Raw genomic sequence first — 24064 nt, forward strand, 5'->3', positions numbered from 1 at the left:
CGGCACACGGACCGCCGGTGGGTCCGACGAGGAAGAAGAGGACGAGAACGTGGCCAGGAAGCCCCCCAGCTTCTCGGACGTCAAGACCAACGTCCAGGACAACGTGATCTGGAAGTCCATCTTCCGGCCGGGCTCGATCTACCGCAAGGGCTACCGCGACACCTCGCGTGACCGGGCGCTGGCGGCGATGAACAACGTGCTCTACCACCTGCACCCGGTGAAGGTGAAGCGGCACGGGCTCAAGCTCACCTACACCTACTGCCTGGGTGGGTTGAGCTTCTTCCTGTTCATCCTGCTCACCATCACCGGCATCTTCCTGATGTTCTTCTACACGCCGGCCGCCGGTGCCGGCACCGAGCTCGCCTATGCCAACATGCGAGACATCTCGGCATCGGTGACGTTCGGCAACCTGGTGCGCAACCTCCATCGATGGGGGGCGCACGCGATGGTCTTCACCGTCTTCCTCCACATGGCGCGGGTCTTCTACCACGGTGCGTACAAGCCCCCGCGCGAGTTCAACTGGGTGGTCGGCGTCATCCTGTTGCTGCTGACGCTGCTGCTGTCGTTCACCGGCTACCTGCTGCCCTGGGACCAGCTGGCCCTGTGGGCGGTCACGGTCGGTACCAACATGATGGGCTACACGCCCGTCTTCGGTGACCAGGTCCAGTTCGTGCTGCTCGGCGGCGTGACCATCGGTCCCAACACGCTGCTGCGCTGGTACGTGCTGCACGTGCTGTTCATCCCGTTCATCACCGTCATCTTCCTCGCGGTCCACTTCTGGCGGATCCGCAAGGACGGCGGCATCTCCGGCCCGCTGTGATCGTGGCTACGAACCGGTCCCAGGCGCAGGAACGAGGCTGACATGTCCGAAGAGGTGCAGATCGACCAGGAGGTCTACGACCGCCTGATCGCGGGAGGCACGTCCGAGCGCATCGCGCGGGCGAAGGCCAAGGCCGCCGCCGTGCGCAAGGCCAAGATCGCCGAGGGCCAGAACCTCGGTCCGCGGCCGGCCGAGCAGGCGTCCAAGGCGCTCGAGGACTTCCGCGCCAACCAGGGCGGAGGTGGCGGCGGCGCCGTCGCGACCAAGACGGCCGCCGACGAGAGCGCCGGCAACGGTGGCCGACTGACCCCCGAGGAGCGTTCCGCGCGGGTCGCGGCCTCGCTGGGTGGCAACGGCAGCACGTCGATCGGCGTGCCGACCTCCAGCTCGCACACCCACCGGCTGCTCGCCCTGGTCCCGCCCGCCGGCATCCAGCAGGTGCAGTCCAAGCAGATGGACAAGGTCTACACCTGGCCCCACCTGCTGCTGGTCGAGTTCGTGGCGCTGCTGGCCGTCGGTTCGCTGCTGCTGGTCGCGTCGTTCTTCCTGGACGCGCCGCTCGGGTCGCTGGCCAACCCCAACGAGGTGCCGGCCATCAACAAGGCCCCCTGGTACTTCATGGGCCTGCAGGAGCTGCTGCGTTACTTCCACCCCATGGTCGCCGGCGTCACGCTGCCCGGTGTGGCCGTGGTGATCCTGATGGCCGTCCCGTACCTGGACAAGAACCCCTCCGCCCGCCCGGAGAACCGCAAGGTCGCCAACATGGCCTTCACGTTCTTCCTCGCCTTCTGGGGCGTGCTCGTGATCATCGGCTCGTTCCTGCGGGGCGCCGGTTACGAGTGGGTGTGGCCGTGGACACAGGGCCTGGGCTTCACGCTGTAAGCCGCACACGTCACCGTGCCCGGCGACGGGCACGAGACGAGTCGAGGAACCAATGGCAGACGACAACAAGCGCCGACTCCAACCGGTCGAACGGCGCACCTTCCTGCGCTACGGACTCATCGGGTCCGTCAGCGCCGGGCTGGGTGGGTTCGCCCTGAGCGCACTCGGCTTCCTGTGGCCCCGCCCCGGTGACGAGCTCACCGGTGAGGTCCCGATCGGGCCGGCGGCGGAGATCGCCGCGGAGATCGACGCCGACCGTGCGCCGTACCGCGTTCCCGAGGGTGGCCTGTCCATCGTGCGCTGGGACCCGGGCAATGCCGCGGCCGAGCGCAACTACGGCCCCGACCACGCCTTCGACGGCGGCGTCGGCTTGATGGCGCTGTTCACCCAGGCCTGCCCCCACCTCGGCTGTGCCGTCCCGTGGTGCCAGAGCTCGCAGTGGTTCGAGTGCCCCTGCCACGGCTCGCGCTACAACCGCTACGGCGAGTGGACCGGCGGTCCGGCGCCCCGCGGCCTGGACCGGTACGCCTCGTTCATCGAGGACGGCCTGTTCGTCGTCGACTTCGGCAACCTCATCACCGGTCCGGCCCGGACGGCCAACGCACTCGAGCAGTCGCCCGAGGGCCCGTCCTGCGTCGACGCCTGAGCTTCACGGAGTTCGTCCATGCCTGGTCTGTTCATCCTCGCCGAGGGCGGCGGTAGCGGCGGCAACGTGCCGATCGTCATCCTGCTGGCGGCGCTCGCCGCGTTCGCGGTCGCCTACTTCGTCGTCGGCCCCGGCCGCGGCAAGAAGGGCCCGCACCGGCTCGGCGACATCCCACTGGCGATGCGCCCGTACCACTCCGACGAGGAGCTCGAGACCACCGGCATGGAGCGCGCCATGGCCTGGGGCGTGGCCCTGGCCGTGTTCGCGTCGCTGTTCCTGCCGCTGTACTGGCTGATCGAGCCCGGGCGGATCAACAACCGGGTCGACGAGTTCTACGAGCAGGACGTGGCCTCCGGCCGGCAACTGTTCACCGACGCCTGCGCGTCGTGTCACGGCACCAACCTGGAGGGCGGGTCCGCACCCCACCCGAACCAGGAGATCGAGGCCCCCTGGCCCGCGCCCGCGCTGAACAACATCGTGGCGCGCTACCAGGAGTCCGAGATCGTCGACGACGTGGCCGAGTTCATCCACATGACGCTCGTCAACGGACGCCCCGGCACCCCGATGCCGGCGTTCGGTGTCGGTGAGGGTGGCCAGTACTCCGACCAGCAACTGCAGGCGCTGTTGGCCTACATCCTGTCGGTGCAGACCGGCGAGGTCGACGCCGCCGAGGGCGACATCGACGAGGCCCAGGCCTTCGAAGGCGCCTCGGGCGAGGACATCTTCGGGGCCAACTGCGCCCGTTGCCACGGCGAGAACGCCGAGGGTTACGTCGGCCCGCAGCTGCTCAACGTGTTCGAGCGCTACGGCTGGGACGGCGAGGGTGACACCGAGCAGGTCCGGGCGGTCGTGCGCGACGCGGTGGAGAACGGCCGGCTCGTGCCCGGCAAGGCGCCCATGCCCAGCTTCGCCGGTGTCCTGAGCGACGACGCCATCGAGGCCGTGATCGACCACATCGAGGGGCTGCAGGAAACCGGCGGTCCGCGCTTCGGCCAGATCGGCGGGGACCCCGTCACGGAGGGCAACGAGGAATGAACCAGCTCTTCAGCTCCCTGCTGCCGCTGCTCGACGGCCCGCTCGTCGCGGTCGAGCAGGCCATCCCGTCGACCCACCCGGCCGCCTGGCTCGCGGTGCCGCTCGGGCTGCTGTTCTTCGGCGGCTCGGTGTACGCGCTGCTGTGGTCCAACTACGGCGCCCGCAAGGCCGGCGCGATCTACGGCGTCGCCTTCTTCGGCTTCGGGCTGCTGATCGGCGTGTTCTGGTGGTTCGGCGGGCCCGGCATCCCGCCCTACCTCGGCATCACCCATCTGCCCGGACAGAACAACGCCCACTACGCGGAGAACTGGTTCGCCTTCGAGCCCGGTGCCGAGCGCGGGGAGTTCTTCGCGCCCGAGCAGGCCGAGTTCGTCTCCGTCGAGCAGTACCTGGGCCTCGAGGGGCAGGACGAGGAGGAGATCCTCGCGGATCCGGCCTATGCCAGCCTGTCCGGCTCGGTCAACGCCGCGGTCGAGCAGATGCAGGACCAGTTCCTGCCCATCGACGGCAACGGGGTGGCGCAGATCGGTGTCGAGCGGCGCAGCGCCCTCGAGGAGGAGGTCGCCGAGGTGCAGCCGGAGGACTCCCGGCGTGCCAACCCCTTCTACACCGCCGATGTGGTCGGGGAACCGCGGATCGCCGACGACCCGGAGACCGGGCTGCGGCTGCTGACCGCCGAGTTCCAGACCTTCGCGAACTTCGTCGACGACGACGGCGTCCCGGTCACCGACCCGATCGCGGTCGGTGAGCCCGGCGCCTGGTACTCCTTCTTCGATCCCGGCATGCGCTGGCTGCCCTCGGCGCTGTGGACCATCGTGTCGCTGCTCGGCTTTCTCGCCAGCCTGTTCTGGCTCGACCGGCTCGAGATGCGCGAGAAGCGCCTGCTGGCCGACCAGGTCGAGGAGCCCGAGGACCTCGCCGTGCCGATCGCCCAGTAGACGCACCACCTCGACGACGCCCGCCGCTCCCTCGCGGCGGGCGTCGTCGTCGCCGCGCGCGTCGTGGTCGGCCGCCGGGAGCGTGGGGGCGCGCGGTGTTGGCAGTTCGGACAACGGCCGGGCACCCTGGGGGTCCGTGGCTGGTCCGCCGAAGTGAACAGGAACGCCCCGTCGTGTCCCGTGTCCTGACCGGTCTGTTGGCCGCGCTCGCCCTCGTCGCCACCGCGTGCACGAGTTCGTCGAGCGCCGCCGACTGCGAGGACATCCCCGGCGTGCGCCCGGGGGTCTGCCCGATCGCGGCCGAGGACCGACAGCCGGCCCCGCAGGACGCCATGCCGGTGCTCGGCGAGGACGGCGGCGAGGTGACCATCGCCGACCTGCGGGGACGGGTCGTGGTCGTCAACTTCTGGGCGTCGTGGTGCGGTCCGTGCCGGGTGGAGCAGCCCCACCTCAACGCCGCCCACGGGATGCTGCCCGACGACGAGGTCGCGTTCGTCGGCGTCAACATCGAGGATGCCCGGGCCAACGCGCTCGCCCACGAGCGTGAGTTCGACATCCCCTACCCGAGCCTGTTCGACCCGGACAACGTCTACGCCTCGCGCTACGGCGGCGTCGGGGCCCGCACCATCCCCACGACGCTGTTCCTCGACGAGCAGGGCCGGGTCGCCGCCCGCCTGTTCGGCTCGCCGCGGGACGCCATCGAGGTGGTCGCGCTGGCCGAGGCCGTCCTGGCCTCCGGCGCGTCGGCCGACGCCGCGCCGGCGGGGCCGTAGCCATGGGAGAGACGGTCCAGGTCCTGATCTTCGACGCGAACGTCCTGGTGGCGGCGGCGATCGCGTTCACGGCCGGGCTGGTGTCGTTCGCCAGTCCGTGCGTCGTTCCACTCGTGCCCGGCTACCTGTCGTTCATGACCGGCCTGTCGGGCGAGGACCTCGCCGACGCCGGCGCGCGCGCCCGCGGCCGGGTGGCGCTCGGCTCGTTGCTGTTCGTGATCGGCTTCGCGATCCCGTTCGTGATGCTCGGTTCGTTCGTGGCCGCGTTCGACGTGCTCGCCCGCTCGACGGCGGCGCGGGTCTCGATGGGCAGCCTGGTCGCCGTGCTGGGGGTGCTGATGGCCAGCGGTCGGCTGATGCGCGAGTTCCGACTGCTGGACCGCGCCCCGACCGGGCTCGCGTCCGCGCCCATGCTCGGCTTCGTCTTCGGCGTCGGGTGGACGCCGTGCATCGGTCCGGCCGCCGGCGCCATCCTGACCATGTCCGCCAGCGTCACCGAGGGCGTCTCCGCCCGCGGGGCCTTCCTGGGCTTCGTCTACGCGCTGGGCCTGGGCGTACCGTTCATCGTCTTCGGCTTGTTGTTCCGCCGCCTGTCCGGTGCGCTGGACGTGCTCAAGCGCAACGCCCGGACCCTGCAGGTCGCTGGTGGCTCGCTGCTCGCGCTGGTCGGCGTGGCGATCGCCACCGGTGCGTGGGACCAGTTCATCCGGCTGCTGCGGCCACTGATCGTCGGGTTCGAGCCGCCGATCTGAGCCGACGACCGGCGGTCGTCCCCCCCCAAAGAAAATTAGGAACCACCTCCTGCCCGTCTCCTCCCGCCCCACCCCGTCGACCCGAGGCAGCCCCCGCCGTGACCGGCACCGACTCCACCACGCCTCCCGAGGCGAACCCGAAGGTCCGACCGCCGCGCCGCCGCGGCACGGGCCCGCTCGCGTTCGTCTGGTCGTCGGTCGTCATGGGTTGGCGGTGGCTGGTGCGGATGCGCACGGCGCTGTACCTGCTGGCGCTGCTGGGGCTGTGGACGCTGGTGGCGACCGTCGTCCCCCAGGAACCCAACGTCGGGCAGACCGTCGACGACTGGCGGACGGGCGTGGAGGGCCCGGGCACGGCCGTCTCGGCCGTCCTCGACGCGTTCGGGGCCTTCGACGTCTACGGCTCCCCGGCGTTCCTGGCCACCCTGCTGTTGCTGTTCCTCAGCCTCACCGCCTGCCTGGTCCCGCGCATCCGCGGCTGGGTCCGCCTGGTGCGCCACAGCCAGCCGCCGCTGACCCGCAACGCCGGCCGCCAGGAGGTCGTCGCCCGGCTCACCACCGACCGGCCGGCCGACGAGGCGCACGCCACGGCCGCCGAGCTGTTGCGCGGCTCGCGCTGGCGGGTGCGTACCCAGCGGACGGCGGCGGCGGACGGGCTCGCCGCGGCGGGGCCGCCGGCGCAGGTCGCCGCGGAGAAGGGGCTGTGGTCCCGTGAGGGTGGCAGCCTGCTGTTCCATCTCAGCTTCTACGTGCTGCTCGCGGCGATCGTGTTCGGTCAGCTGCTGACCTTCGAGGGCCAGCGCGCGGTCGTCGAGGGTGCCCGCTTCGCCGACACACCGGTGTCGTACTGGACCTACCAGCCGGGCCGCTGGTGGACCGAGGACTCCCACCGCGGCTGGGTCCTCGACCTCGACGAGTTCCACGTCGACTGGGTCCGCGACCCGCTCGCGCCCGGTGCCGGGCAGCCGACGCTGTTCCGCTCCGACGTGCGGATGACCCATGCCGACGGCACCGTCGAGGAGGCCGTGGTCGAGGGCAACCGTCCGCTGGTCGTCGACGGCATGAAGATCCACCAGCTCGACTGGGGCTATGCGCCACTGGTCCAGGTCGAGGTGGACGGCGAGGTGGTCTTCGAGGACTTCCTGACCGCCACCGCGACCGACGGCGGCCACTTCCGCGCGGCCGTCAAGGCGCCGGCCGCCAACCCCGACCTCGGCCTGTCGGTGTTCTTCTACCCCTACGCCCCCGAGGGCGACGACGGCAACCCGGTGCCGACCGGCGCACCGTTCGCCGACGCGCCGCTGGTGCTGTTCCAGATGTTCCGTGGCGACCTGCAGCTCGGCCGGACCCAGCAGACCATCAACGAGCTGGACACGTCGGCGCTCGACAGCGCCGGGGGCGCCTGGCTGCGTGAGGGTGCCGAGGTCGACATGGGCGACGGCGTGACCATCCGGTTCGTCGAACTGCGGCGCTGGGTCGGGTTCCAGATGAGCGTGCGGCCGCAGATCCCGTACCTGCTGCTCGCCAGCGCGCTGCTGCTCGGCGGGCTCTGGCCGGCCCTGTACGCCTACCGTCGTCGCCTGTGGGTGGTCGCGGAGCGCGACGTCACGGACGGCCGTACGATCGTCACCGTCGCGGGGCGCGCCTTCCAGCGTCCGCAGGCCTTCGACGACGAGCACGCCGCGTTCGTCCGACGTCTGGCCCGCGAACTGGACGGGGAACTGGTCCGCCAGCCGGCCCACCCCCCGGCCCACGGCCCGGCCGGGGACCCCGACGGGCGCCCGGTCGGTGCGGCAAGCGCCGCAGCGTCGTCCGCGCCCACCGTGACCGCCGACACCGCCCCCGCGGGGGACGAGGCACCGGAGAGAAGATGAGCCAGGACCAGCTCGCCGACCTGTCGCGCCTGCTCTACAGCCCGGTCACGCTGCTGCTCTACGTCAGTGCGGCCATCGTCTGCCTCTACGCGCTCTCGACCCGGGTGGCGCTGCACGAGACCCGCAGCGGCAGGCCGGTCGGGGAACGCCTGCAGCGGCTGGGCATCGCCCTGGCCTGGACGGCGGTCGCCGCCCACGTCGCCCACGAGATCGTGCGCGGCCTGGCACAGAACCGCCTGCCGCTGGGCAACATGTTCGAGTTCACCTCGGCGATGGCGCTCGCCGGCGCCCTGGTCGGTCTGGTGTATCTCACGCTCGTGCGCCGCAAGCCGGAGCTGGTCGGTTTCGTGATGCTGGCGGCGGCGGTCGTGGTCAGCTCGGCGATGCTGACCTACGCCGACCCGGGTCCGCTGATGCCGATCCTCGACACCTGGTGGCGGACCTTCCACGTCACCGTGATCGTCGTGGCCGCCGGCATCTTCACCGTCGGCTTCCTGTTCAACGGACTGCACCTGCTGCGCGACACCGCCGAGCAGGGGCTCGCGGCGGCCAGGGCCGTGCCCACCGGCCGGTCGACGGTCGGTGCGGCCCACATCGACGACCTCGCACCGGGCGTCGTCGACGACGAGCGCGACCGCGGTGCCGACGACCCCGGACGCGACGTCTCCGGCCGCGTCGCGCCCGACGAGGACCACGAGGTCGCGACGCTGCCGCGCGAGGCGGAGCGCAACGCCATGCGGGCGGCGATCTCGCCGCTGCGGCTGGCCGTGGGCACGTTCCTGGGTACCTCGACGGTGTCGTGGGTCTTCGTGGCGACGCCGACGACCACCCTCCAGGAGGGCCTCACCCGCGCGCTGACGGTCAACCTGGTGCTGGTCGCGCTGGCGCTGGTGGCGCGCTGGTTCGTGCCGTTCCTGCCCCAGGCGTCCACCCTCGACGGGCTCGCCTACCGGATCATCGCCCTGGGCTTCTTCGCCTGGACCTTCGGGGTCATCGCCGGGGCGATGTGGGCCGAGCAGAGCTGGGGTCGTTTCTGGGGCTGGGACCCCAAGGAGACCGCGTCGTTCCTGACCTGGATCGCCTACGCCGCCTACCTGCACGCGCGGGCGACCAAGGGGACCCGCGGACGTGGCGCCGGCTGGATCGGCATCGGTGCGTTCGCGGTGCTGATGTTCACCTACTACGCCGTGAACCTGGTGTTCGTCGGCCTGCACTCCTACGCCGGACTGTCCTGAGCGCCCGTGTCCGGTGCCACGCCCGACGCGCGTCGGCCCAGGCGTCGGGGCTCCGGAGCAACCCTGCCGGCGGGTGACGACGAACCCGTGACGGAAGGTCCCGCGCGGGACCGCCCAGACACGAGGTCAGGGTGAGCGACGAGCAACCCTCCGTCGGGCCCGACGGTCGGAGCCGACGCCTGGAGTCGGTGGTGCCCGGCGACGGGCCGGTCAGCGTCGAGCAGCTGCTGGTGGAGGTCGCCCGCGGCGACCAGCAGTCCTACGCCCGGCTCTACGACCGCGTCGCCGGCGTCGTCTACGGCGTGATCCGGCGGGTGGTGCGTGACCCGGCGCAGTCCGAGGAGGTCGCGCAGGAGGTGCTCGTGGAGGTGTGGCGGACGGCGGCGCGCTTCGACCCCGATCGGGGCAGTGCGTCGACCTGGATCCTCACCATGGCCCACCGGCGGGCGATCGACCGGGTCCGCTCCGAGCAGGCGAGCCGGAGCCGGACCGAGCGGGTGGGACGTGGTCAGCACCAACGGGCGTTCGACGAGGTCGCCGAGGAGGTCGAGGTGGGCTTCGAGCACGAACAGGTGCGTGCCGCGCTCGGGGCCCTGACCGACCTGCAGCGCGAAGCGGTCGAGCTCGCCTATTACAAGGGCTACACCTACCGCGAGGTCGCGGAACTGCTCGACACCCCGCTGGGGACCATCAAGACCCGCATGCGCGACGGGTTGATCCGTCTGCGCGACGCGCTGGGGGTGGCCTCGTGACCGCCGACATCCACCTGCTCACCGGCGCCTACGCCGCCGACGCCCTCCCCGACGACGAGCGGCGCTTCTTCGAGCAGCACCTCGGGGTGTGCGCCGCCTGTGCCCAGGAGGTCACCGAGCTGCAGGCGACCGCCGCCCGGCTCGGGGCCGCGGCCGCGGAGCCGCCACCGCCGGCACTGCGGGCGCGGGTGCTGGCGCAGATCGACCAGACCCGGCAGGAGGCGCCGCCGCCGCGCGAGGAGCACGCCGGACCGGCGGGCGGCGCGCCGTGGTGGCAGCGACTGCTGGTGCCGGCCGCCGCGATCGTCGCGGTGGTCGCCGTGGGCCTCGGCGTGCTGGTCGGCGACCTGCGCGGTCGGCTCGACGCGCTCGAGCAGGACCAGACCCGGGTCGCCGAGCTCATGGCCGCGCCCGACGCGCAGTGGGTCGAGCACGCCGGTGAGGGCGGGGCGCTGGTGCGGGTGGTGGTCGCCCCGAGCCGGGGGGAGGCCATGCTGCTGGTCGACAACATGCCGCCGGCGCCCCACGAGCACGTCTACGAGCTGTGGTTGATCGACGACGCGGGCGCGACACCGGCCGCCCTGTTCGACGTCGACGACGACGGCCGGGTCAGCCGGATGCTCGACGGCGACTTCGCCGGCACGGCCGCGATCGGGGTCACCATCGAGCCCGACGGCGGCTCACCGCAGCCCAGCGGTGACCCGGTGATGGTGCTCGAGCTCGACACCTGACCGACGCCGGCCGCGGCTCAGGACTCCGCGAGCAGCTTCACGGCCGTGCGCGGCAGCTTGCCCATCGCGTCCCGGGGCAGCGCCTCCACGACCACCACGGCGCGGGGGGCGTAGGTCGCCGGGTACTCGCGGCGGACGTGCTCACGCAGCTCGTCCAGCGTCGGCGGCCGCTGCGGGTCCCGGGGGACGAGCACGGCCACGACCGCCTCGCCCCACTCGGCGTCGGGTCGGCCGGTGACGGCGACGTCACGCACCTGCGGGTGGCTGCGCAGCGAGGCGGCGACCGCGCCGGCCGGGACGTTGACCCCGCCGGAGACCACGACGTCGTCGACCCGCCCGAACACCTCGAGGGTGCCGTCGGGACGCCACCGACCGAGGTCGCCGGTGAGGAACCAGCCGTCGTCGTCGACCAGGGGGACGGTCCCGGTGCGGGTGCGGTAGCCCGACCCGAGCAGCGTGCCGCGGATGCGGATGCGGCCCGTGTCCCCGTCGGCCGCGACCGTTCCGCCTTCGGCGCCGGTTCCGCCGGCGGCGACCACCTCGACCTCGGCCCCCGTGAGCGGCCGGCCGTCGTAGACGCAGCCACCGGCGGTCTCGGTCATGCCGTAGGAGACGACCACGTGGACGCCCGCGTCACGGGCCGCGTCGAGCAGCGACGCCTCCGGTCGGGCCCCGCCGAGCAGGACGTTGCGGAAGTCGGACAGCGGCGCCCGCGCCTCGAGCAGACGCATGAGCTGGGTCGGCACCAGCGACACGTGCGCCGCACCACCGGGGTCGGACGCGTTCCCACCCGGGGCGCTCAGGACCGGTTCGGTGCCCAGCGCACGTGAGCGCAGAACCACCTGGATGCCGGCGACGTGGTGGATCGGCAGGGCCAGCAGCCACGACTCGCCGTCGCGGCAACCGAGCCGTTCGACGCTGGTCCGGGTCGACGCCTGCAGCACCTCGTGGGGCAGCACGACGCCCTTGGGCCGGCCGGTCGACCCGGAGGTCGCGACCACCAGGGCGGTGCCCTCGGCGACGTCGGGCGCGTCACCCAGCGGCTCGTCGACGAACCCGCCGTCGTCGTCGAGATGGCGGAAGCGTGCCGGTCGCAGCGCCCGCAGCGTGCGCTGCACGGTGGCGGCCGGGGCGTTGGCCGGGATCGGCAGGACCGCGTCGCCGTCGGCCCAGATCCGGTCGAGTTCGGTCACGAACCGCTCGGGCGTGGCCCGCAGCGCGACCAGGCGTGCTGGCACCCGACATCCTCCCGAGCTGACGCGCGGAGCCCTTCCGCGCCGGTGTTAGCGTAGAGCGGGAGCGCCGTCGCCCCGTACGCAAAGGATGCGCGTGGTCTCCGACCTGTTCGACGCCAGCCGTTGGCGCGCTGTCGAGGGCTTCGACCTCACCGACATCACCTACCACCGGGAGGTCGGCACCGGTCCCGACGGCGAGGTGGTCGACCGGGGCACGGTGCGTATCGCGTTCGACCGGCCCGAGGTCCGCAACGCCTTCCGTCCGCACACCGTCGACGAGCTGTACCGGGCACTGGACCACGCCCGGATGACGCCCGACGTCGGCTGCGTGCTCCTGACCGGCAACGGCCCCTCGCCCCGGGACGGCGGGTGGGCGTTCTGCTCCGGCGGGGACCAGCGCATCCGCGGCCGCGACGGCTACCGCTACGCGAGCGCCGAGGGTGCGGAGACGATCGACCCGGCCCGGGCGGGGCGGTTGCACATCCTCGAGGTCCAGCGGCTGATCCGGACGATGCCCAAGGCGGTGGTGTGCGTCGTGCCGGGCTGGGCCGCCGGCGGTGGCCACTCGCTGCACGTGGTGTGCGACCTGACGATCGCCAGCCGGGAGCACGCCCGGTTCAAGCAGACCGACCTCGACGTCGCCTCGGTCGACGGCGGCTACGGCTCGGCGTACCTCGCCAGGCAGGTCGGGCAGAAGTTCGCCCGCGAGATCTTCCTGCTCGGTGACACCTACACCGCCGAGGATGCCCACCGCATGGGCATGGTCAACCGCGTGGTCGACCACGCGGAGCTCGAGGCCGCGGCCCTCGACGTGGCCGCGACCGTCAACGGCAAGTCGCCCACCGCGCTGCGCATGTTCAAGTTCGCCATGAACCTCACCGACGACGGCCTGATGGGCCAGCAGGTGTTCGCCGGCGAGGCCACGCGCCTGATCTACGGCACCGACGAGGCCCAGGAGGGCCGCGACGCCTTCCTCGAGAAGCGCGAGCCGGACTGGTCGCCGTACCCGTACCACTACTGATGACGCCGTATGTCGAGGCGGCGCGGCCGCGGACGCTGCCGGCGGCGCTCGCGCCGGTGCTGGTCGGTACGGCGGCCGCGCGCACGCCGTTGACGGACGTGTCGTGGCTGCGGTTCGCGCTCGCGCTGCTGGTGGCGCTGGCCCTGCAGGTGGCGGTGAACTACGCCAACGACTACTTCGACGGCGTCCGGGGCGTCGACACCGAGGCACGGGTCGGTCCGCGCCGGGCGGTCGCGAGCGGCCTGGTCGCGCCGGGCGCGATGAAGCGCGCCATCGCCGCGGCGCTGGCCGTCGCGGCGGTGGCCGGGCTCGGGCTGGCCGTACTCGTCGGGTGGGAGCTGCTGCTGGTCGGGCTGGCGGCGATGCTGGCCGCGCTCGGCTACAGCGGCGGTCCGCGCCCGTACGCCTCCGCCGGGCTCGGCGAGGTGTTCGTGTTCGTGTTCTTCGGCCTGGTCGCCACCGTCGGCTCGACCTACGTCCAGGACGAGGGGTTCGGACTGGTGGCCGTCCTCGCCGCGATCCCCATGGGGTGTCTGGCGACCGCTCTGCTGGTGGTGAACAACCTGCGCGACATCCCGACCGACCGGGAGGCGGGCAAGGTCACGCTCGCCGTCCGGCTGGGCGAGTCCGGCACGCGCCGGCTCTACGTCGGGCTGGTCGCCGCGGCGCTCGTCGTGCTGCTGCCGCTCGCGCTCCTCACCGGTGAGGGGTGGCTGGCGCTGCCGCTGCTGAGCCTGCCGCTGCTGTGGCCCGGCGTGCAGCTGGTACGCCACGCGGCCCTCGGGCCGCGGCTGATCGAGGCGCTGGAACGGACGGCCAAGGGACAGCTCGCGTACGCGGTGCTGTTCGCGCTCGCGCTGGCCGTGGCGACCGGGCTCACGGAGTCGCGCACATGAGCGCGCTCACCGGCCTGCGCCTGTTCGAGGTGCCGATGCGGCTGCGTTTCCGGCGGGTGACCTCGCGCGCGGGCGTGCTGCTCGAGGGGCCGGCCGGATGGGGCGAGTTCTCGCCGTTCCCCGACTACGGGCCGGCCTACGCGTCGCGGTGGCTGGCCGCGGCACGGGAGGCGGCCACGGTCGGGTTCCCCGATCCGGTGCGCGACCGGGTCCCGGTCAACACCACCGTGCCGGCGGTCGACCCGGAACGGGCGCACGCCCTGGTGGCGGCCAGCGGCTGTCGGACCGCGAAGGTGAAGGTGGCCGAGACCGGACAGGACCTCGCCGACGACCTCGCCCGCGTGTCCGCGGTCCGCGACGCACTCGGACCGGGCGGACGGGTCCGCGTCGACGCCAACGGTGCCTGGGACGTGGAGACCGCCGTGCTGGCACTGACGCGACTCGACCGGGTCGCCGGCGGACTCGAGTACGCCGAGCAGCCGTGCGTCACCCTCGAGGAGCTGCGCGAGGTCCGTCGCCGGGTGCCGGTCCCGCTGGCTGCCGACGAGTCGGTGCGCACGGCCGAGGACCCGCTGCGGGTGGCCGGCCTCGACGCCGCCGACGTGGTGGTGGTCAAGGTCCAGCCGCTCGGCGGCGTGCACCGGGCGCTGGAGGTGATCGACGCCGCCGGGCTGCCGGCCGTGGTGTCCTCGGCGCTCGAGACCTCCGTCGGCCTGGCGGCCGGTGTCGCCCTGGCGGCGGCGCTGCCCGAGCTGCCGCACGCCTGCGGGCTCGGCACGGCGACACTGCTGGCCGCCGACGTCACCGACCGGCCGCTGGTGCCCGAGGACGGGTTCCTGCCGGTGCGGCGGGTGGCACCCGAGCCCGCCATGCTCGACCAGGCGGCGCCCGGGCCCGAACGGATGGCGGACCTGCTCGAGCGTCTGCAGGCCGCCGCGGCGGTGCTCGAGGGCCGCGCTGGCGACGGGGAGGCCTGACACCCGTGGACGCGGCCGCGAACCCCTCCCACGCGCTGGCGCTCGTGCTGGTCGACGAGCTCGCGCGCAACGGCGTCACCGACGCGGTCCTCGCGCCCGGCTCGCGCTCGACCGCGCTCGCGCTGGCGCTGCACGACGACCCGCGCATCCGCCTGCACGTCCAGGTCGACGAGCGCTCCGCCGGCTTCCTCGCCGTCGGGCTGGCCCGGGCGACCGGCCGGCCGGCCCCCGTGGTGGTCACCAGCGGGTCGGCGGTCGCCAACCTGCATCCGGCCGTCGTCGAGGCCGACACCGGCGCGGTGCCGCTGGTGCTGCTGACGGCCGACCGGCCACCCGAGCTGCGCGGCACCGGCGCGAACCAGGCCATCGACCAGCTCGGCGTCTTCGGCCGGGGGGTGCGCTGGTTCGTGGAGGTCGGGGTGCCCGAGGACCGGCCCGGGGTGGTCGGCTACTGGCGGGCGACGACCTGCCGGGCGCTCGCGGAGGCCCGCGGCCTGTCGGGCCCGCCGGGCCCCGTCCACGTCAACCTCGCCTTCCGCGAGCCGACCGTCCCGCTGACCGACGACGGACGCACCGCCGCGGCGGGACCGTTCGCCGGGCCGCTCGCGGGCCGCTCGGGGCGGCGGCCGTGGCTGGTGGTCGACCGCACGCCGCGGCACGCGCCGGCGGCGGAGCTCGAGGCACTCGCCGGCCGCATCGCCGGCACCGAACGCGGTCTGGTCGTGGTCGGGCAGACCGCCGCCGACGCGGCCCCGGTGCTCGACCTGGCCCGTCGTGCCGGGTGGCCGGTGATCGCCGAACCGACCTCGAACGTGCGGTACGGCGACCAGGTCGTCGCCTCGGCGCACCTGCTGCTCGGACACGCCGGCTTCGCGGCGGCGCACCGGCCCGAGTTCGTGCTGCGGGTCGGTCGCACCGGGTTGTCGCGCAACCTGGCGCGGCTGCTCGGTCCGGACGTGCCGCAGCTGCTGCTCGACCCGGACGGTGCCTGGCACGACCCCGAGCGGGCGGTCGCGGAACTGCTCGTCGCCGACGTCGGCCTCACCGCGGCGACGTTGCGCGACGCGCTGGCGGTGTCGGCGAGCTCCGAGTGGTCGGAGCGCTGGCGGACGGCCGACGCGCGGGTGCGCGAGGTCGGCGACCGCGTGCTCGACGCGGAGGCCGCCCCCAGCGAACCACGCGTCGCCCGCGACCTCGCCGCGGGACTGCCCGACGGCACGACCCTGGTGGTCGCCTCCTCGATGCCGATCCGCGACCTCGACCAGTTCCTCGCCCCACGCGAGCACCTGCGCGTGCTGGCCAACCGCGGGGCGTCGGGCATCGACGGGTTCGTGTCGACGGCGCTCGGGGTCGCGCTGGCGGGGACGCGGCCGACGGTGGCGCTCACCGGTGACCTGTCGCTGTTGCACGACGCCAACGGCTTCCTGCTCGCCCCGGACGCGCAACGGATCGACCTGCCGATCGTCGTGGTCGACAACGACGGTGGCGGGATCTTCTCGTTCCTGCCCCAGCACCGGTTCCCGGCCGCGTTCGAGCGGGTCTTCGGCACGCCGCACGGACGCGACCTGGCCGATCTCGCGCGGCTGCACCGGCTCGGGTACACGCCGGTCGCCGCGGCGGCCGACCTGGTCCCGGCGGTGGACGCCGCGCGCCGGGCTGGCGGGATCGGGCTCGTGCACGTGCGCACCGACCGGGCCGACAACCTCGCCCTGCACCGCCGCCTCACCGCCGAGGTGCACGCCGCCCTGGACGCGCTCGCCTGAGCGCCGCCCGCTGCGCGCCGCCCCCGTGACGGGCGGCGCGACCCGGGTCAGCGTGCCGGGTCCTCGCCGAGCGCGGCCTGCATCGCGAGCAGCTTGAGCCGGGTCTCCTCGAGCTCGGCCTCCGGCAGCGAGGCGGTGACGATGCCGACACCCGCGAACAGGCGCGCCCGGGCACCGTTGAGCTCGGCGCACCGCAGCGCGATGCCCCACTCGCCGTCGCCGTCGCGGTCGGTCCACCCGACCGGGGCGGCGTAGCGGGCCCGGTCCATCCCCTCGAGCTCGGCGATCATCGCCACGGCACGCCCACGCGGGGTGCCGCCGACCGCCGCGGTGGGGTGCAGCGCGGCCACGACCTCGAGCGCGGAGCGGTCCGCGCCCAGCGTCCCCTCGAAGGCGGTCGCGAGGTGCTGGACGTTGTCGAGCCGCAGCAGCCGCGGCGTGTCGTCGTGGACGAGGTCGGCGCACCGCGGGGCGAGCACGTCGCGCACCGACTCGGCCGCGAACCGGTGTTCCTCGAGGTCCTTGGCCGAGGCGAGCAGTGCCGCCCCGAGCGCGGCGTCCTGCGCCTCGTCGTCGCTGCGCCCGGTGGTGCCGGCCAGCACCCGGGAGAACACCGCCCGCCCCCGTCGCGCGAGCAGCAGTTCGGGGGTGGCCCCGACGAACCCGTCGACGACGAAGGTGTGGCAGCGCGGGAACCGGGCGGCCAGACGGCGGGCGAGGTCGCCGGCGTCGAAGGGCTGCTCGGACCACACCGCGTGGTCGCGGGCCAGCACCACCTTGGCGGCCTCGCCGGCACGGAGGCGCTCCACCGCGCGCGCCACCGCCTCGAGCCAGTGGACGTCGGGCTGCGACGAACCGGCGAACCGGGCCCGGTCACGGGCCGGGTCGGCCAACGCCGCACCCGCCGCGGGCAGGCCCGGCAGGGCGGGCAGGACCCGGTCGACCACCTCGACCGTGGTGCGCCACGTCACCCCGTCCCGGCGTCCGATCACGACCCGCGGGACCACCAGCAGCGACCCCTCACCGGCGTCGGTGAACGCGAACGTGCCGAACCCGACCAGCCCCGTACCGAAGTCGGACACCTCGTCGCGCTCGTCGACGTCGAGCGCGCGCAGCGCGGCCTCGGCGGCCGCGAACCGGTGCGGGCCGGCGCCCGGGGACAGGCGCGCGGCCGTGCCCCAGCCGACCAGCCCCTCGTCGGCGGGTGCGTCCCCGGCCCGGGCCGACGTGCGTACCCAGGCGACCGCGTCGGCCGGTCCCGTGCCGTCGTCGGCGCGGGGCAGCAGCGACAGCAGGGGCCGGTCGTCGTCGAGGGCGACCGTGCGCACCCGCAGCCTCATCCGCCGTTCCCGGTCTCGGCGCCGAGATCGTCGGCGAGCGCTGCCGGGATCCGGCGGGCCGCGTCGTGCAGGACCCGTCGACGCAGGTGATGGGCGACCAGTCGCTCGGTCGCCGGCAGCATGCGTTCGTAGGCGGTGACCAGCCGCTGCGTCGCCTCGTCCTCGCTGGCGGCCGTCCCGCGCACGGGATCCCGGACGAACTGCAGGAAGGCGTCGACGGCGGCCTCGGCGATCTCGCCCACCGCCGCGTCGGTCCGTCGTGCGAGGTCCAGCAGTTCACCGAGTGGCAGGCCGGCCTCGAGCAGGGTCAGCCCCGCCCGGACCGACGCCACGTCGGCGGCCGAGTAGCGCGCCACGCCGTCCTCGTCGACGGAGTGGGGCAGCAGCAGCCCCGTCCGGGCGACCGCGTCGAGCAGGGCCCGGCCGGCGCCGACCTGTTCGGCGACGTCGTCGAGGGTGAACGGCGCCTCGCGGTCGTCGTCGCTCGACCACGGCGCGGGCGGCCGCTCGACGGCCCGCGCGAGCGCGGCGTCGGGTGGGTCGAGGTCGTGCTCGCCTGCCATGGTGCGCTCGCGCTCGGGGACGCCCGACAGGCTAGGCGACCCCGTCCCGGTGCCCGGTGGCGGTCGCCGGCCGACCGGCGACCGCCGCGACCACCGGCACCGGGGGGCGGGAACGGGTGCAGTAGCCTCGCGGGCCAGCGTGCAGCCGCACCCCTCGTCCGCACCCGTGCAGGAGCCGTCGCGCCGTGACCACCACCTCCGAGGCCCGTCGCAGCGGCGGCGGTGACGGCGAACGACTCCCGGCGGCCGGCCGCGAGGGCAAGGAAGCCGCCCTCGTCCAGGCGATGTTCGACCAGGTGGCGCCCCGCTACGACCTCGCCAACGCGGCCCTCTCGCTCGGGCAGGACGCCCACTGGCGCCGCGTCACCGCCCGCGCGGCGCAGCCGGCTGGTGCGCACGCGCTGGACGTCGCGGCCGGGCCCGGCAACGTCGCCGTCGAGCTGGTCGCGTCCGGTGCTCGGCGGGTGACCGCGCTCGACCTGTCGTTCAACATGCTCGCCGAAGGTGCCCGCCGCGGACACGACCACATCGACTGGGTGAACGGCGACGCGCAGGCGCTGCCCTTCCCCGACGCGAGCTTCGACGCGGTCACCATCTCCTTCGGGTTGCGCAACGTCCCGGACCCGGCCCGGGCACTGCGCGAGTTCGCCCGGGTCACGCGTCCCGGCGGGCGGGTGGTGGTGTGCGAGTTCGCCAACCCGACCTGGGCGCCGTTCCGAGCCGTCTACCGCCGCTACCTGGTGGGGGCCCTGCCTGCGATGGCCAAGGTGGTGTCCTCCTCGCCCTCGGCGTACCGCTACCTGGCGGACTCGATCCTGGCCTGGCCCGACCGGCGCGCCGTCGCCGACTGGATCGTCGCGGCCGGCTACGCCGAGGTGCGGGTCAAGGACCTCGCCGGCGGCATCGTGGCGGTCCATCGCGGCGTGCGGGCCTGAGCGCCTCCCGGGGGCGGACGGGCGACGGTGGAACCGCGCCGGTGCGTCACGAACCGCAGGTGCGGGTCGAGCCGTCCAGGGCCGGGTGACCCCTCCCGCCAGGGCCGCGTTCCACGGTCGGCGCGAGAAGAGCTAGACTGGGCACCGAGCTTGTGAACGCGTTCACGAGTGGGCGTGTTCGCAGGTGGACGCGTCCGCCCGCGGGGCGCCCGTCGCCCCGTCCCGGTCCCCCCGCGTGCCTCGTCGCGGTGCGGCGCACCGTGACGGTCGCGCGGCGGCCCCGGCGTACGGCAGGCGGACGCCACCCCGTCCGTCCTCGAACCACCGACAACCGGGGACGGCGAGCGCCGTCCCGGTCGTCGCCGCAGCACCCACGGGACCGCCCGTGCCGAACCCCGTTCCGCCAAGGAGCCGACCATGTCGCGCGACGCCACCGGAGGGCCGCTGGCCCCGGTGACCGATGCCGATGTCGTCGTCGTCGGTGCGGGACCGGGTGGTGCGGCCGCCGCGGCGCACCTGGCCGAGCTGGGCCGGGACGTCGTCCTGCTCGAGAAGGACCCGTTCCCCCGGGACAAGGTCTGTGGCGACGGGCTCACCCCACGCGTGGTCAAGGAACTGCTCGAGCTCGGCATGCGCGACGAGGCCCACGGTCGCGTCGACGGCTGGGCCACGCAGCAGGGGCTGCGGATCCACGGCGGTCACACGGTGATGGAGCTGCCCTGGCCACAGCTCGACGACTGGCCGGGCTGGGGCGCCACCGCGACCCGCAAGGTGTTCGACGAGGCGGTCGCCCGCCTGGCCGAGCGTCGGGGCGCCCGCCTGCACGAGGGCGTGACGGTGACCGGCCCGGTGTGGCGCGACGGCAGCGAGTCCCGCGTGGCGGGGGTGCGCTGGAAGGACGCCGACGAGCGCGAGGGCATCGTGCGCGCGCCGGTCGTGATCGCCGCCGACGGCGCCAGTGGCGGCCTCGCCCGCGCCCTCGGGGTGAAGCGACGCGAGGACCGTCCGATGGCGGTCGCCGCGCGCACCTACTACCGCTCGTCGCGTGCCGACGACCCGTGGATCAGCTCGTTCCTCGACCTGCGCGACGCCGAGGGTGACCTGCTGTCGGGCTACGGCTGGATCTTCCCGCTCGACGACGGGACGCTCAACGTCGGGTTGGGGCTGCTGTCGACCTCGAAGGACTTCCAGGCCGTCAGCTACCGCAAGCTGCTCACCTCGTGGGCGGGCGGGCTGGCCGACGAGTGGGAGACCACCGAGAACAACCGCACCGAACGGATCCGTTCGGGGCCGATCCCGATGGGCTTCAACCGCACGCCGCTGCACCAGCGGGGCGTCCTGCTCGTCGGCGACGCCGGGGGCATGGTCAATCCCTTCAACGGCGAGGGGATCAGCTACGCCATGGAGGCCGCCCGCCTGGCCGCCGAGGTGGTCGACGGCGCGCTGGTCACCAAGCGCACCGCCGACCTCGACGCCTACGACGCCGAGCTGCGGCAGCGGTGGGGTGGCTACTACACGCTGGGCAAGGTCTTCGCCGAACTCGTCGGGCACCCGGCCGTGATGCACGTGTGCACGGAGTACGGCATGCCGCACCGGCCGCTGATGCAGCTGGTGTTCAAGCTGATGGCCCACCTCACCGACGCGCGCCCCGCCGACACCAAGGACGTGCTGATCAACACGCTCCAGCGTCTGGCACCGGCGGCATGAACGTCCTCTCGCCATCACGTGTGACGGTCCCGGCCCGGGTCGGTGCCGCCGTGCGGCGGCCCCGGACGGCCGACCGGCCGCTGTCTTGCGGCCCCCGTCCACACGGCCCTACCGTGGATCCCGTTTCCGAGGGGTTGTCCCCGCTGTGCAGCCTGGGCCCGACTCCGGTCGGGTCGCACGCCGAAAGAGACTGACCCGTGCTTGCCGACTACTTCCCGGTACTGCTGCTGTTCGCCCTGGCGCTGCTGTTCGCCGCCGGCGGCGCGGTCACCAGTACCTTCATCGGACCCAAGTCACCGAACCCGACCAAGCTCGGTGCGTACGAGTCCGGCAACGAGCCGCTCGCGAAGATCAAGGGCACCCGCTTCACCGTCAAGTTCTACATGGTGGCGATGCTGTTCCTGATCTTCGACGTCGAAGCGGTGTTCCTCTACCCGTGGGCGGTCGTCTTCCGCGAGCTCGGCTGGTTCGGGCTCGCGCAGATGGGGATCTTCATCGTGATCCTCGGCGTGGCGTTCGTCTACGAACTCGGCCGTGGAGGCCTCGAATGGGACTAGAGAGCAAGCTCCCCAACGGCGTCCTGCTGACGAACCTCGAGAAGTTCGTCAACTACGGGCGCTCCACCTCGATGTGGCCGGCGACGTTCGGCCTGGCCTGCTGCGCGATCGAGATGATGAGCGCCGGCGGCCCGCGCCACGACATGGCGCGCTTCGGCATGGAGGTCTTCCGCGCCTCGCCGCGTCAGGCCGACCTGATGATCGTCGCGGGTCGCCTGTCGAACAAGATGGCTCCCGTGCTGCGTCGCATCTACGACCAGATGTCGGACCCCAAGTGGGTCATCTCCATGGGCGTTTGCGCGACCTCGGGCGGCATGTTCAACAACTACGCGCTCGTGCAGGGCGTCGACCACGTCGTGCCGGTCGACATGTACGTGCCGGGCTGCCCACCCCGACCGGAGATGCTGATGGACGGGATCCTCAAGCTGCACGCCAAGGTCCGTGGTGAGCAGTTCGCGGACAAGGCGGCGCGCTCATGAGCAGCGCCCACACCTCCTCGGGCAGCAGCGCCTACGACACCTCGGGACTGCCGCTGGCGTCGGCCGCCGGCCGGCTCGGCACCGACGTGCCCGCCCCCGGTCGTGGCACCAACGGCAGCTCGCTGACCAACGAGCAGCTCCGTGAGCGGCTCCTGACCCGGTTCCCCGACCTGCGCGCCGACGAGTACCGCGGTGAGCTCACCGTGTTCGTCGAGCCCGGGCAGCTGCTCGAGGTGGCCACCTACTGCCGCGACGACGAGGAGATCGCCTGCGAGCTGCTCAGCGACCTCTCCGCGGTGCACTGGCCCGCCGGGGACCACGTCATCGAGCGGCAGATCTCCACCACCGGGTGGCCCGAGTACCGCACCTCCCGCGAGCACGGCGTCGTCGAGGTCAACTACCTGCTGCGCTCGGTGCGGCGCAACCACCGCTTCCGGGTCTCGGTGGGCACACCGGACGACGCGGCGCGGATTCCCTCGGTCACCTCGCTGTGGCCGACGGCGAACTTCCACGAGCGCGAGGTGTTCGACATGTTCGGGGTCGAGTTCCCCGGCCACCCGAACCTCGTCCGCATCCTGATGCCCGACGACTGGCTCGGCCACCCGCAGCGCAAGGACTACCCGCTGGGCGGCGTCGAGATCAACTACGAGAACGACAAGTTCATCCCGCCGCCGCACGAGCGCAACCTGCGCGAGGTCGTCGAATGAGCGGCGCCCACGCCCCCCTGAGCGGGCCCCGGCGCCCGGCAGCGGTCGCAGAGGAGCGGTCATGAGCATCGACCAGCACAGCACCGAGCCGGCCTCCGCCGAGGTGCCGGCCACCGGCACGTCGGCGGACGATCCCAACGAGCTGTTCGTCGAGGGCGCCGACTGGGAGACCGTCGTCGACGCGATCGAGGACGACACCCTCACGGTCAACATGGGCCCGCAGCACCCGTCGACGCACGGTGTGCTCCGGCTCGTGCTCGAGCTCGACGGCGAGACCGTCCTGCGGGTCTCCCCGATCATCGGCTACCTGCACACGGGCATCGAGAAGAACGCCGAGTACCGCACCTGGGTGCAGGGCTCGACGTTCGTCACCCGCATGGACTACGTGGCCCCGCTGTTCAACGAGTGGGTGTACTGCATGGGCGTCGAGCGGCTGCTCGACGTGCAGGTGCCCGAGCGGGCACAGGCCGTGCGCGTGATCCTCTCGGAGTTCAACCGCATCTCGAGCCACCTGGTGTGGGTCGCGACCGGCGGGATGGAGCTCGGCGCCACCACCGTGATGACCAACGGCTTCGGCGCGCGTGAACACATCCTCGACCTGTTCGAGTCGCAGTCCGGGCTGCGGATGAACCACGCCTACTACCGCCCCGGCGGGCTGGCGCAGGACGTCACCGACGACTTCGTCGAGCGCTGCGAGTCGTTGCTGCGCTACCTGCCGGGCAAGATCGGTGAGCTCGAGGACCTGCTCACGCACAACCCGATCTTCGTCGACCGTACGCAGGGCATCGGCGTCCTCACCGGCGAGGAGGCGCTCGCGTTCGGGGTCACCGGACCGATGCTGCGTGCCGCGGGCGTGCCGCACGACCTGCGCAAGGCGCAGCCGCACTCGGGCTACGAGCAGTACGACTTCGCCGTGCCGACCGAGACCGCCGGGGACTCCTACGCCCGCTACCTCGTGCGCATCGCCGAGATGCGCGAGTCGATGAAGATCATCCGGCAGGCGCTGGACACCCTGCCCGGCGGCGAGGTGATGGTGAGCGACAAGAAGATCCGCTGGCCCTCCCAGCAGGCGCTGGGCCCCGACGGCAGTGGCAACGACCCCGAGTACATCCGCCACATCATGGGTGAGTCGATGGAGTCGCTGATCAACCACTTCAAGCTCGTCACGCAGGGCTTCACGGTTCCCGCCGGACAGGTCTACATCGCCACCGAGTCGCCCCGCGGCGAGCTCGGGTGCGCCCTGACCTCGAACGGGACCAACAAGCCGTACCGACTGCACCTGCGCGACTCGTCGTTCGTCGGGCTGCAGGCCATGGACCACATGAGCCGTGGCCACTCGATCTCCGACGTGATCGTGGTCGTCGCGAGCCTCGACCCCGTCATGGGCGGCTGCGACCGCTAGTCGTCTCGCCCACGTCCTTCGATCTCCCCTCGCACCAGCCTTCA

At 73.0% G+C, this 24064-nt stretch carries 24 protein-coding genes; 21 read left to right on the forward strand and 3 right to left on the reverse strand.

The window, feature by feature from the left end:
- Positions 1–49: 49 nt before the first annotated feature.
- The 11 genes from extP to ELR47_RS02785 all read left to right on the forward strand — a co-directional run bounded on the left by extP (position 50) and on the right by ELR47_RS02785 (position 10438).
- Positions 50–820: a selenite/tellurite reduction operon b-type cytochrome ExtP gene (extP, locus tag ELR47_RS02735; protein WP_205745411.1), complete on the forward strand. Its 771-nt coding sequence runs from the start codon at positions 50–52 to the stop codon at positions 818–820.
- 42 nt (positions 821–862) lie between these two features.
- Positions 863–1702, forward strand: a complete 840-nt coding sequence (locus ELR47_RS02740) for a cytochrome b family protein (RefSeq protein ID WP_130648493.1) — start codon at positions 863–865, stop codon at positions 1700–1702.
- 52 nt (positions 1703–1754) lie between these two features.
- Entirely contained in the window at positions 1755–2348 is a 594-nt protein-coding gene (locus tag ELR47_RS02745) for a QcrA and Rieske domain-containing protein (RefSeq protein WP_130648494.1), read from the forward strand.
- An 18-nt stretch (positions 2349–2366) separates the two neighbouring features.
- On the forward strand, positions 2367–3383 hold the full coding sequence (locus ELR47_RS02750) for a c-type cytochrome (RefSeq protein ID WP_130648495.1): 1017 nt from the start codon (positions 2367–2369) through the stop codon (positions 3381–3383).
- The gene (locus ELR47_RS02755) at positions 3380–4321 is read left to right on the forward strand and encodes a hypothetical protein (RefSeq protein WP_130648496.1); all 942 of its coding nucleotides are present in this window, start codon (positions 3380–3382) and stop codon (positions 4319–4321) included. Before ELR47_RS02750 ends, ELR47_RS02755 begins: the two co-directional genes overlap by 4 nt.
- A gap of 173 nt (positions 4322–4494) precedes the next feature.
- The gene (locus ELR47_RS02760; protein WP_130648497.1) at positions 4495–5094 is read left to right on the forward strand and encodes a TlpA family protein disulfide reductase; all 600 of its coding nucleotides are present in this window, start codon (positions 4495–4497) and stop codon (positions 5092–5094) included.
- Between the two features lie 2 nt (positions 5095–5096).
- A complete protein-coding gene (locus ELR47_RS02765) occupies positions 5097–5846 on the forward strand; it encodes a cytochrome c biogenesis CcdA family protein (RefSeq protein ID WP_130648498.1) in 750 nt (249 codons plus the stop codon).
- 98 nt (positions 5847–5944) lie between these two features.
- Complete coding sequence (locus ELR47_RS02770) at positions 5945–7720, forward strand: cytochrome c biogenesis ResB family protein (protein ID WP_130648499.1); 1776 nt, start codon at positions 5945–5947, stop codon at positions 7718–7720.
- Positions 7717–8955 carry a cytochrome c biogenesis protein CcsA gene (gene ccsA, locus ELR47_RS02775; protein ID WP_130648500.1) on the forward strand — a complete coding sequence of 413 codons (1239 nt, stop codon included), beginning with the start codon at positions 7717–7719 and terminating at the stop codon, positions 8953–8955. The genes ELR47_RS02770 and ccsA overlap by 4 nt, the downstream gene beginning before the upstream one ends.
- A gap of 179 nt (positions 8956–9134) precedes the next feature.
- Entirely contained in the window at positions 9135–9707 is a 573-nt protein-coding gene (gene sigK / locus ELR47_RS02780; RefSeq protein ID WP_130651187.1) for an ECF RNA polymerase sigma factor SigK, read from the forward strand.
- On the forward strand, positions 9704–10438 hold the full coding sequence (locus ELR47_RS02785; protein ID WP_130651188.1) for an anti-sigma factor: 735 nt from the start codon (positions 9704–9706) through the stop codon (positions 10436–10438). Before sigK ends, ELR47_RS02785 begins: the two co-directional genes overlap by 4 nt.
- Positions 10439–10455: 17 nt before the next feature.
- Here ELR47_RS02785 and ELR47_RS02790 read toward each other — a convergent pair whose 3' ends face one another.
- Positions 10456–11676, reverse strand: a complete 1221-nt coding sequence (locus tag ELR47_RS02790) for an AMP-binding protein (protein WP_130648501.1) — start codon at positions 11674–11676, stop codon at positions 10456–10458.
- Positions 11677–11761: 85 nt separating this feature from the next.
- Here ELR47_RS02790 and ELR47_RS02795 point away from each other — a divergent pair, with 85 nt between their 5' ends.
- Genes ELR47_RS02795 through menD form a run of 4 tightly spaced genes read left to right on the forward strand, consistent with a single transcriptional unit; the run spans position 11762 to position 16330 of the window.
- Positions 11762–12694, forward strand: a complete 933-nt coding sequence (locus tag ELR47_RS02795) for a 1,4-dihydroxy-2-naphthoyl-CoA synthase (RefSeq protein ID WP_130648502.1) — start codon at positions 11762–11764, stop codon at positions 12692–12694.
- Positions 12694–13590: a 1,4-dihydroxy-2-naphthoate polyprenyltransferase gene (locus ELR47_RS02800; protein ID WP_130648503.1), complete on the forward strand. Its 897-nt coding sequence runs from the start codon at positions 12694–12696 to the stop codon at positions 13588–13590. The genes ELR47_RS02795 and ELR47_RS02800 overlap by 1 nt, the downstream gene beginning before the upstream one ends.
- Positions 13587–14567, forward strand: coding sequence for an o-succinylbenzoate synthase (locus ELR47_RS02805; protein WP_130648504.1), 981 nt, complete (start codon positions 13587–13589; stop codon positions 14565–14567). Before ELR47_RS02800 ends, ELR47_RS02805 begins: the two co-directional genes overlap by 4 nt.
- 5 nt (positions 14568–14572) lie before the next feature.
- Complete coding sequence (gene menD, locus ELR47_RS02810; protein WP_205745412.1) at positions 14573–16330, forward strand: 2-succinyl-5-enolpyruvyl-6-hydroxy-3-cyclohexene-1-carboxylic-acid synthase; 1758 nt, start codon at positions 14573–14575, stop codon at positions 16328–16330.
- 47 nt (positions 16331–16377) lie between these two features.
- Here the strand turns inward: menD and ELR47_RS02815 are convergent, their stop codons facing one another.
- Positions 16378–17670: an isochorismate synthase gene (locus ELR47_RS02815; protein WP_130648505.1), complete on the reverse strand. Its 1293-nt coding sequence runs from the start codon at positions 17668–17670 to the stop codon at positions 16378–16380.
- Positions 17667–18233 carry a MerR family transcriptional regulator gene (locus tag ELR47_RS02820; RefSeq protein ID WP_130648506.1) on the reverse strand — a complete coding sequence of 189 codons (567 nt, stop codon included), beginning with the start codon at positions 18231–18233 and terminating at the stop codon, positions 17667–17669. Before ELR47_RS02820 ends, ELR47_RS02815 begins: the two co-directional genes overlap by 4 nt.
- A gap of 185 nt (positions 18234–18418) precedes the next feature.
- Here ELR47_RS02820 and ELR47_RS02825 point away from each other — a divergent pair, with 185 nt between their 5' ends.
- From ELR47_RS02825 to ELR47_RS02850, 6 genes are all read left to right on the forward strand, one after another.
- Positions 18419–19168 carry a class I SAM-dependent methyltransferase gene (locus ELR47_RS02825; protein ID WP_229730550.1) on the forward strand — a complete coding sequence of 250 codons (750 nt, stop codon included), beginning with the start codon at positions 18419–18421 and terminating at the stop codon, positions 19166–19168.
- 417 nt (positions 19169–19585) lie between these two features.
- The gene (locus tag ELR47_RS02830; RefSeq protein ID WP_130648507.1) at positions 19586–20875 is read left to right on the forward strand and encodes a geranylgeranyl reductase family protein; all 1290 of its coding nucleotides are present in this window, start codon (positions 19586–19588) and stop codon (positions 20873–20875) included.
- 197 nt (positions 20876–21072) lie between these two features.
- Positions 21073–21432, forward strand: a complete 360-nt coding sequence (locus ELR47_RS02835; RefSeq protein ID WP_130648508.1) for an NADH-quinone oxidoreductase subunit A — start codon at positions 21073–21075, stop codon at positions 21430–21432.
- On the forward strand, positions 21423–21911 hold the full coding sequence (locus ELR47_RS02840) for a NuoB/complex I 20 kDa subunit family protein (RefSeq protein ID WP_130648509.1): 489 nt from the start codon (positions 21423–21425) through the stop codon (positions 21909–21911). Before ELR47_RS02835 ends, ELR47_RS02840 begins: the two co-directional genes overlap by 10 nt.
- Positions 21908–22618: an NADH-quinone oxidoreductase subunit C gene (locus ELR47_RS02845; protein WP_130648510.1), complete on the forward strand. Its 711-nt coding sequence runs from the start codon at positions 21908–21910 to the stop codon at positions 22616–22618. Before ELR47_RS02840 ends, ELR47_RS02845 begins: the two co-directional genes overlap by 4 nt.
- A gap of 61 nt (positions 22619–22679) precedes the next feature.
- A complete protein-coding gene (locus ELR47_RS02850) occupies positions 22680–24020 on the forward strand; it encodes an NADH-quinone oxidoreductase subunit D (protein ID WP_130648511.1) in 1341 nt (446 codons plus the stop codon).
- The last annotated feature ends 44 nt before the right edge of the window (positions 24021–24064 follow it).

This window comes from Egicoccus halophilus (assembly GCF_004300825.1).
Classification (GTDB): domain Bacteria; phylum Actinomycetota; class Nitriliruptoria; order Nitriliruptorales; family Nitriliruptoraceae; genus Egicoccus; species Egicoccus halophilus.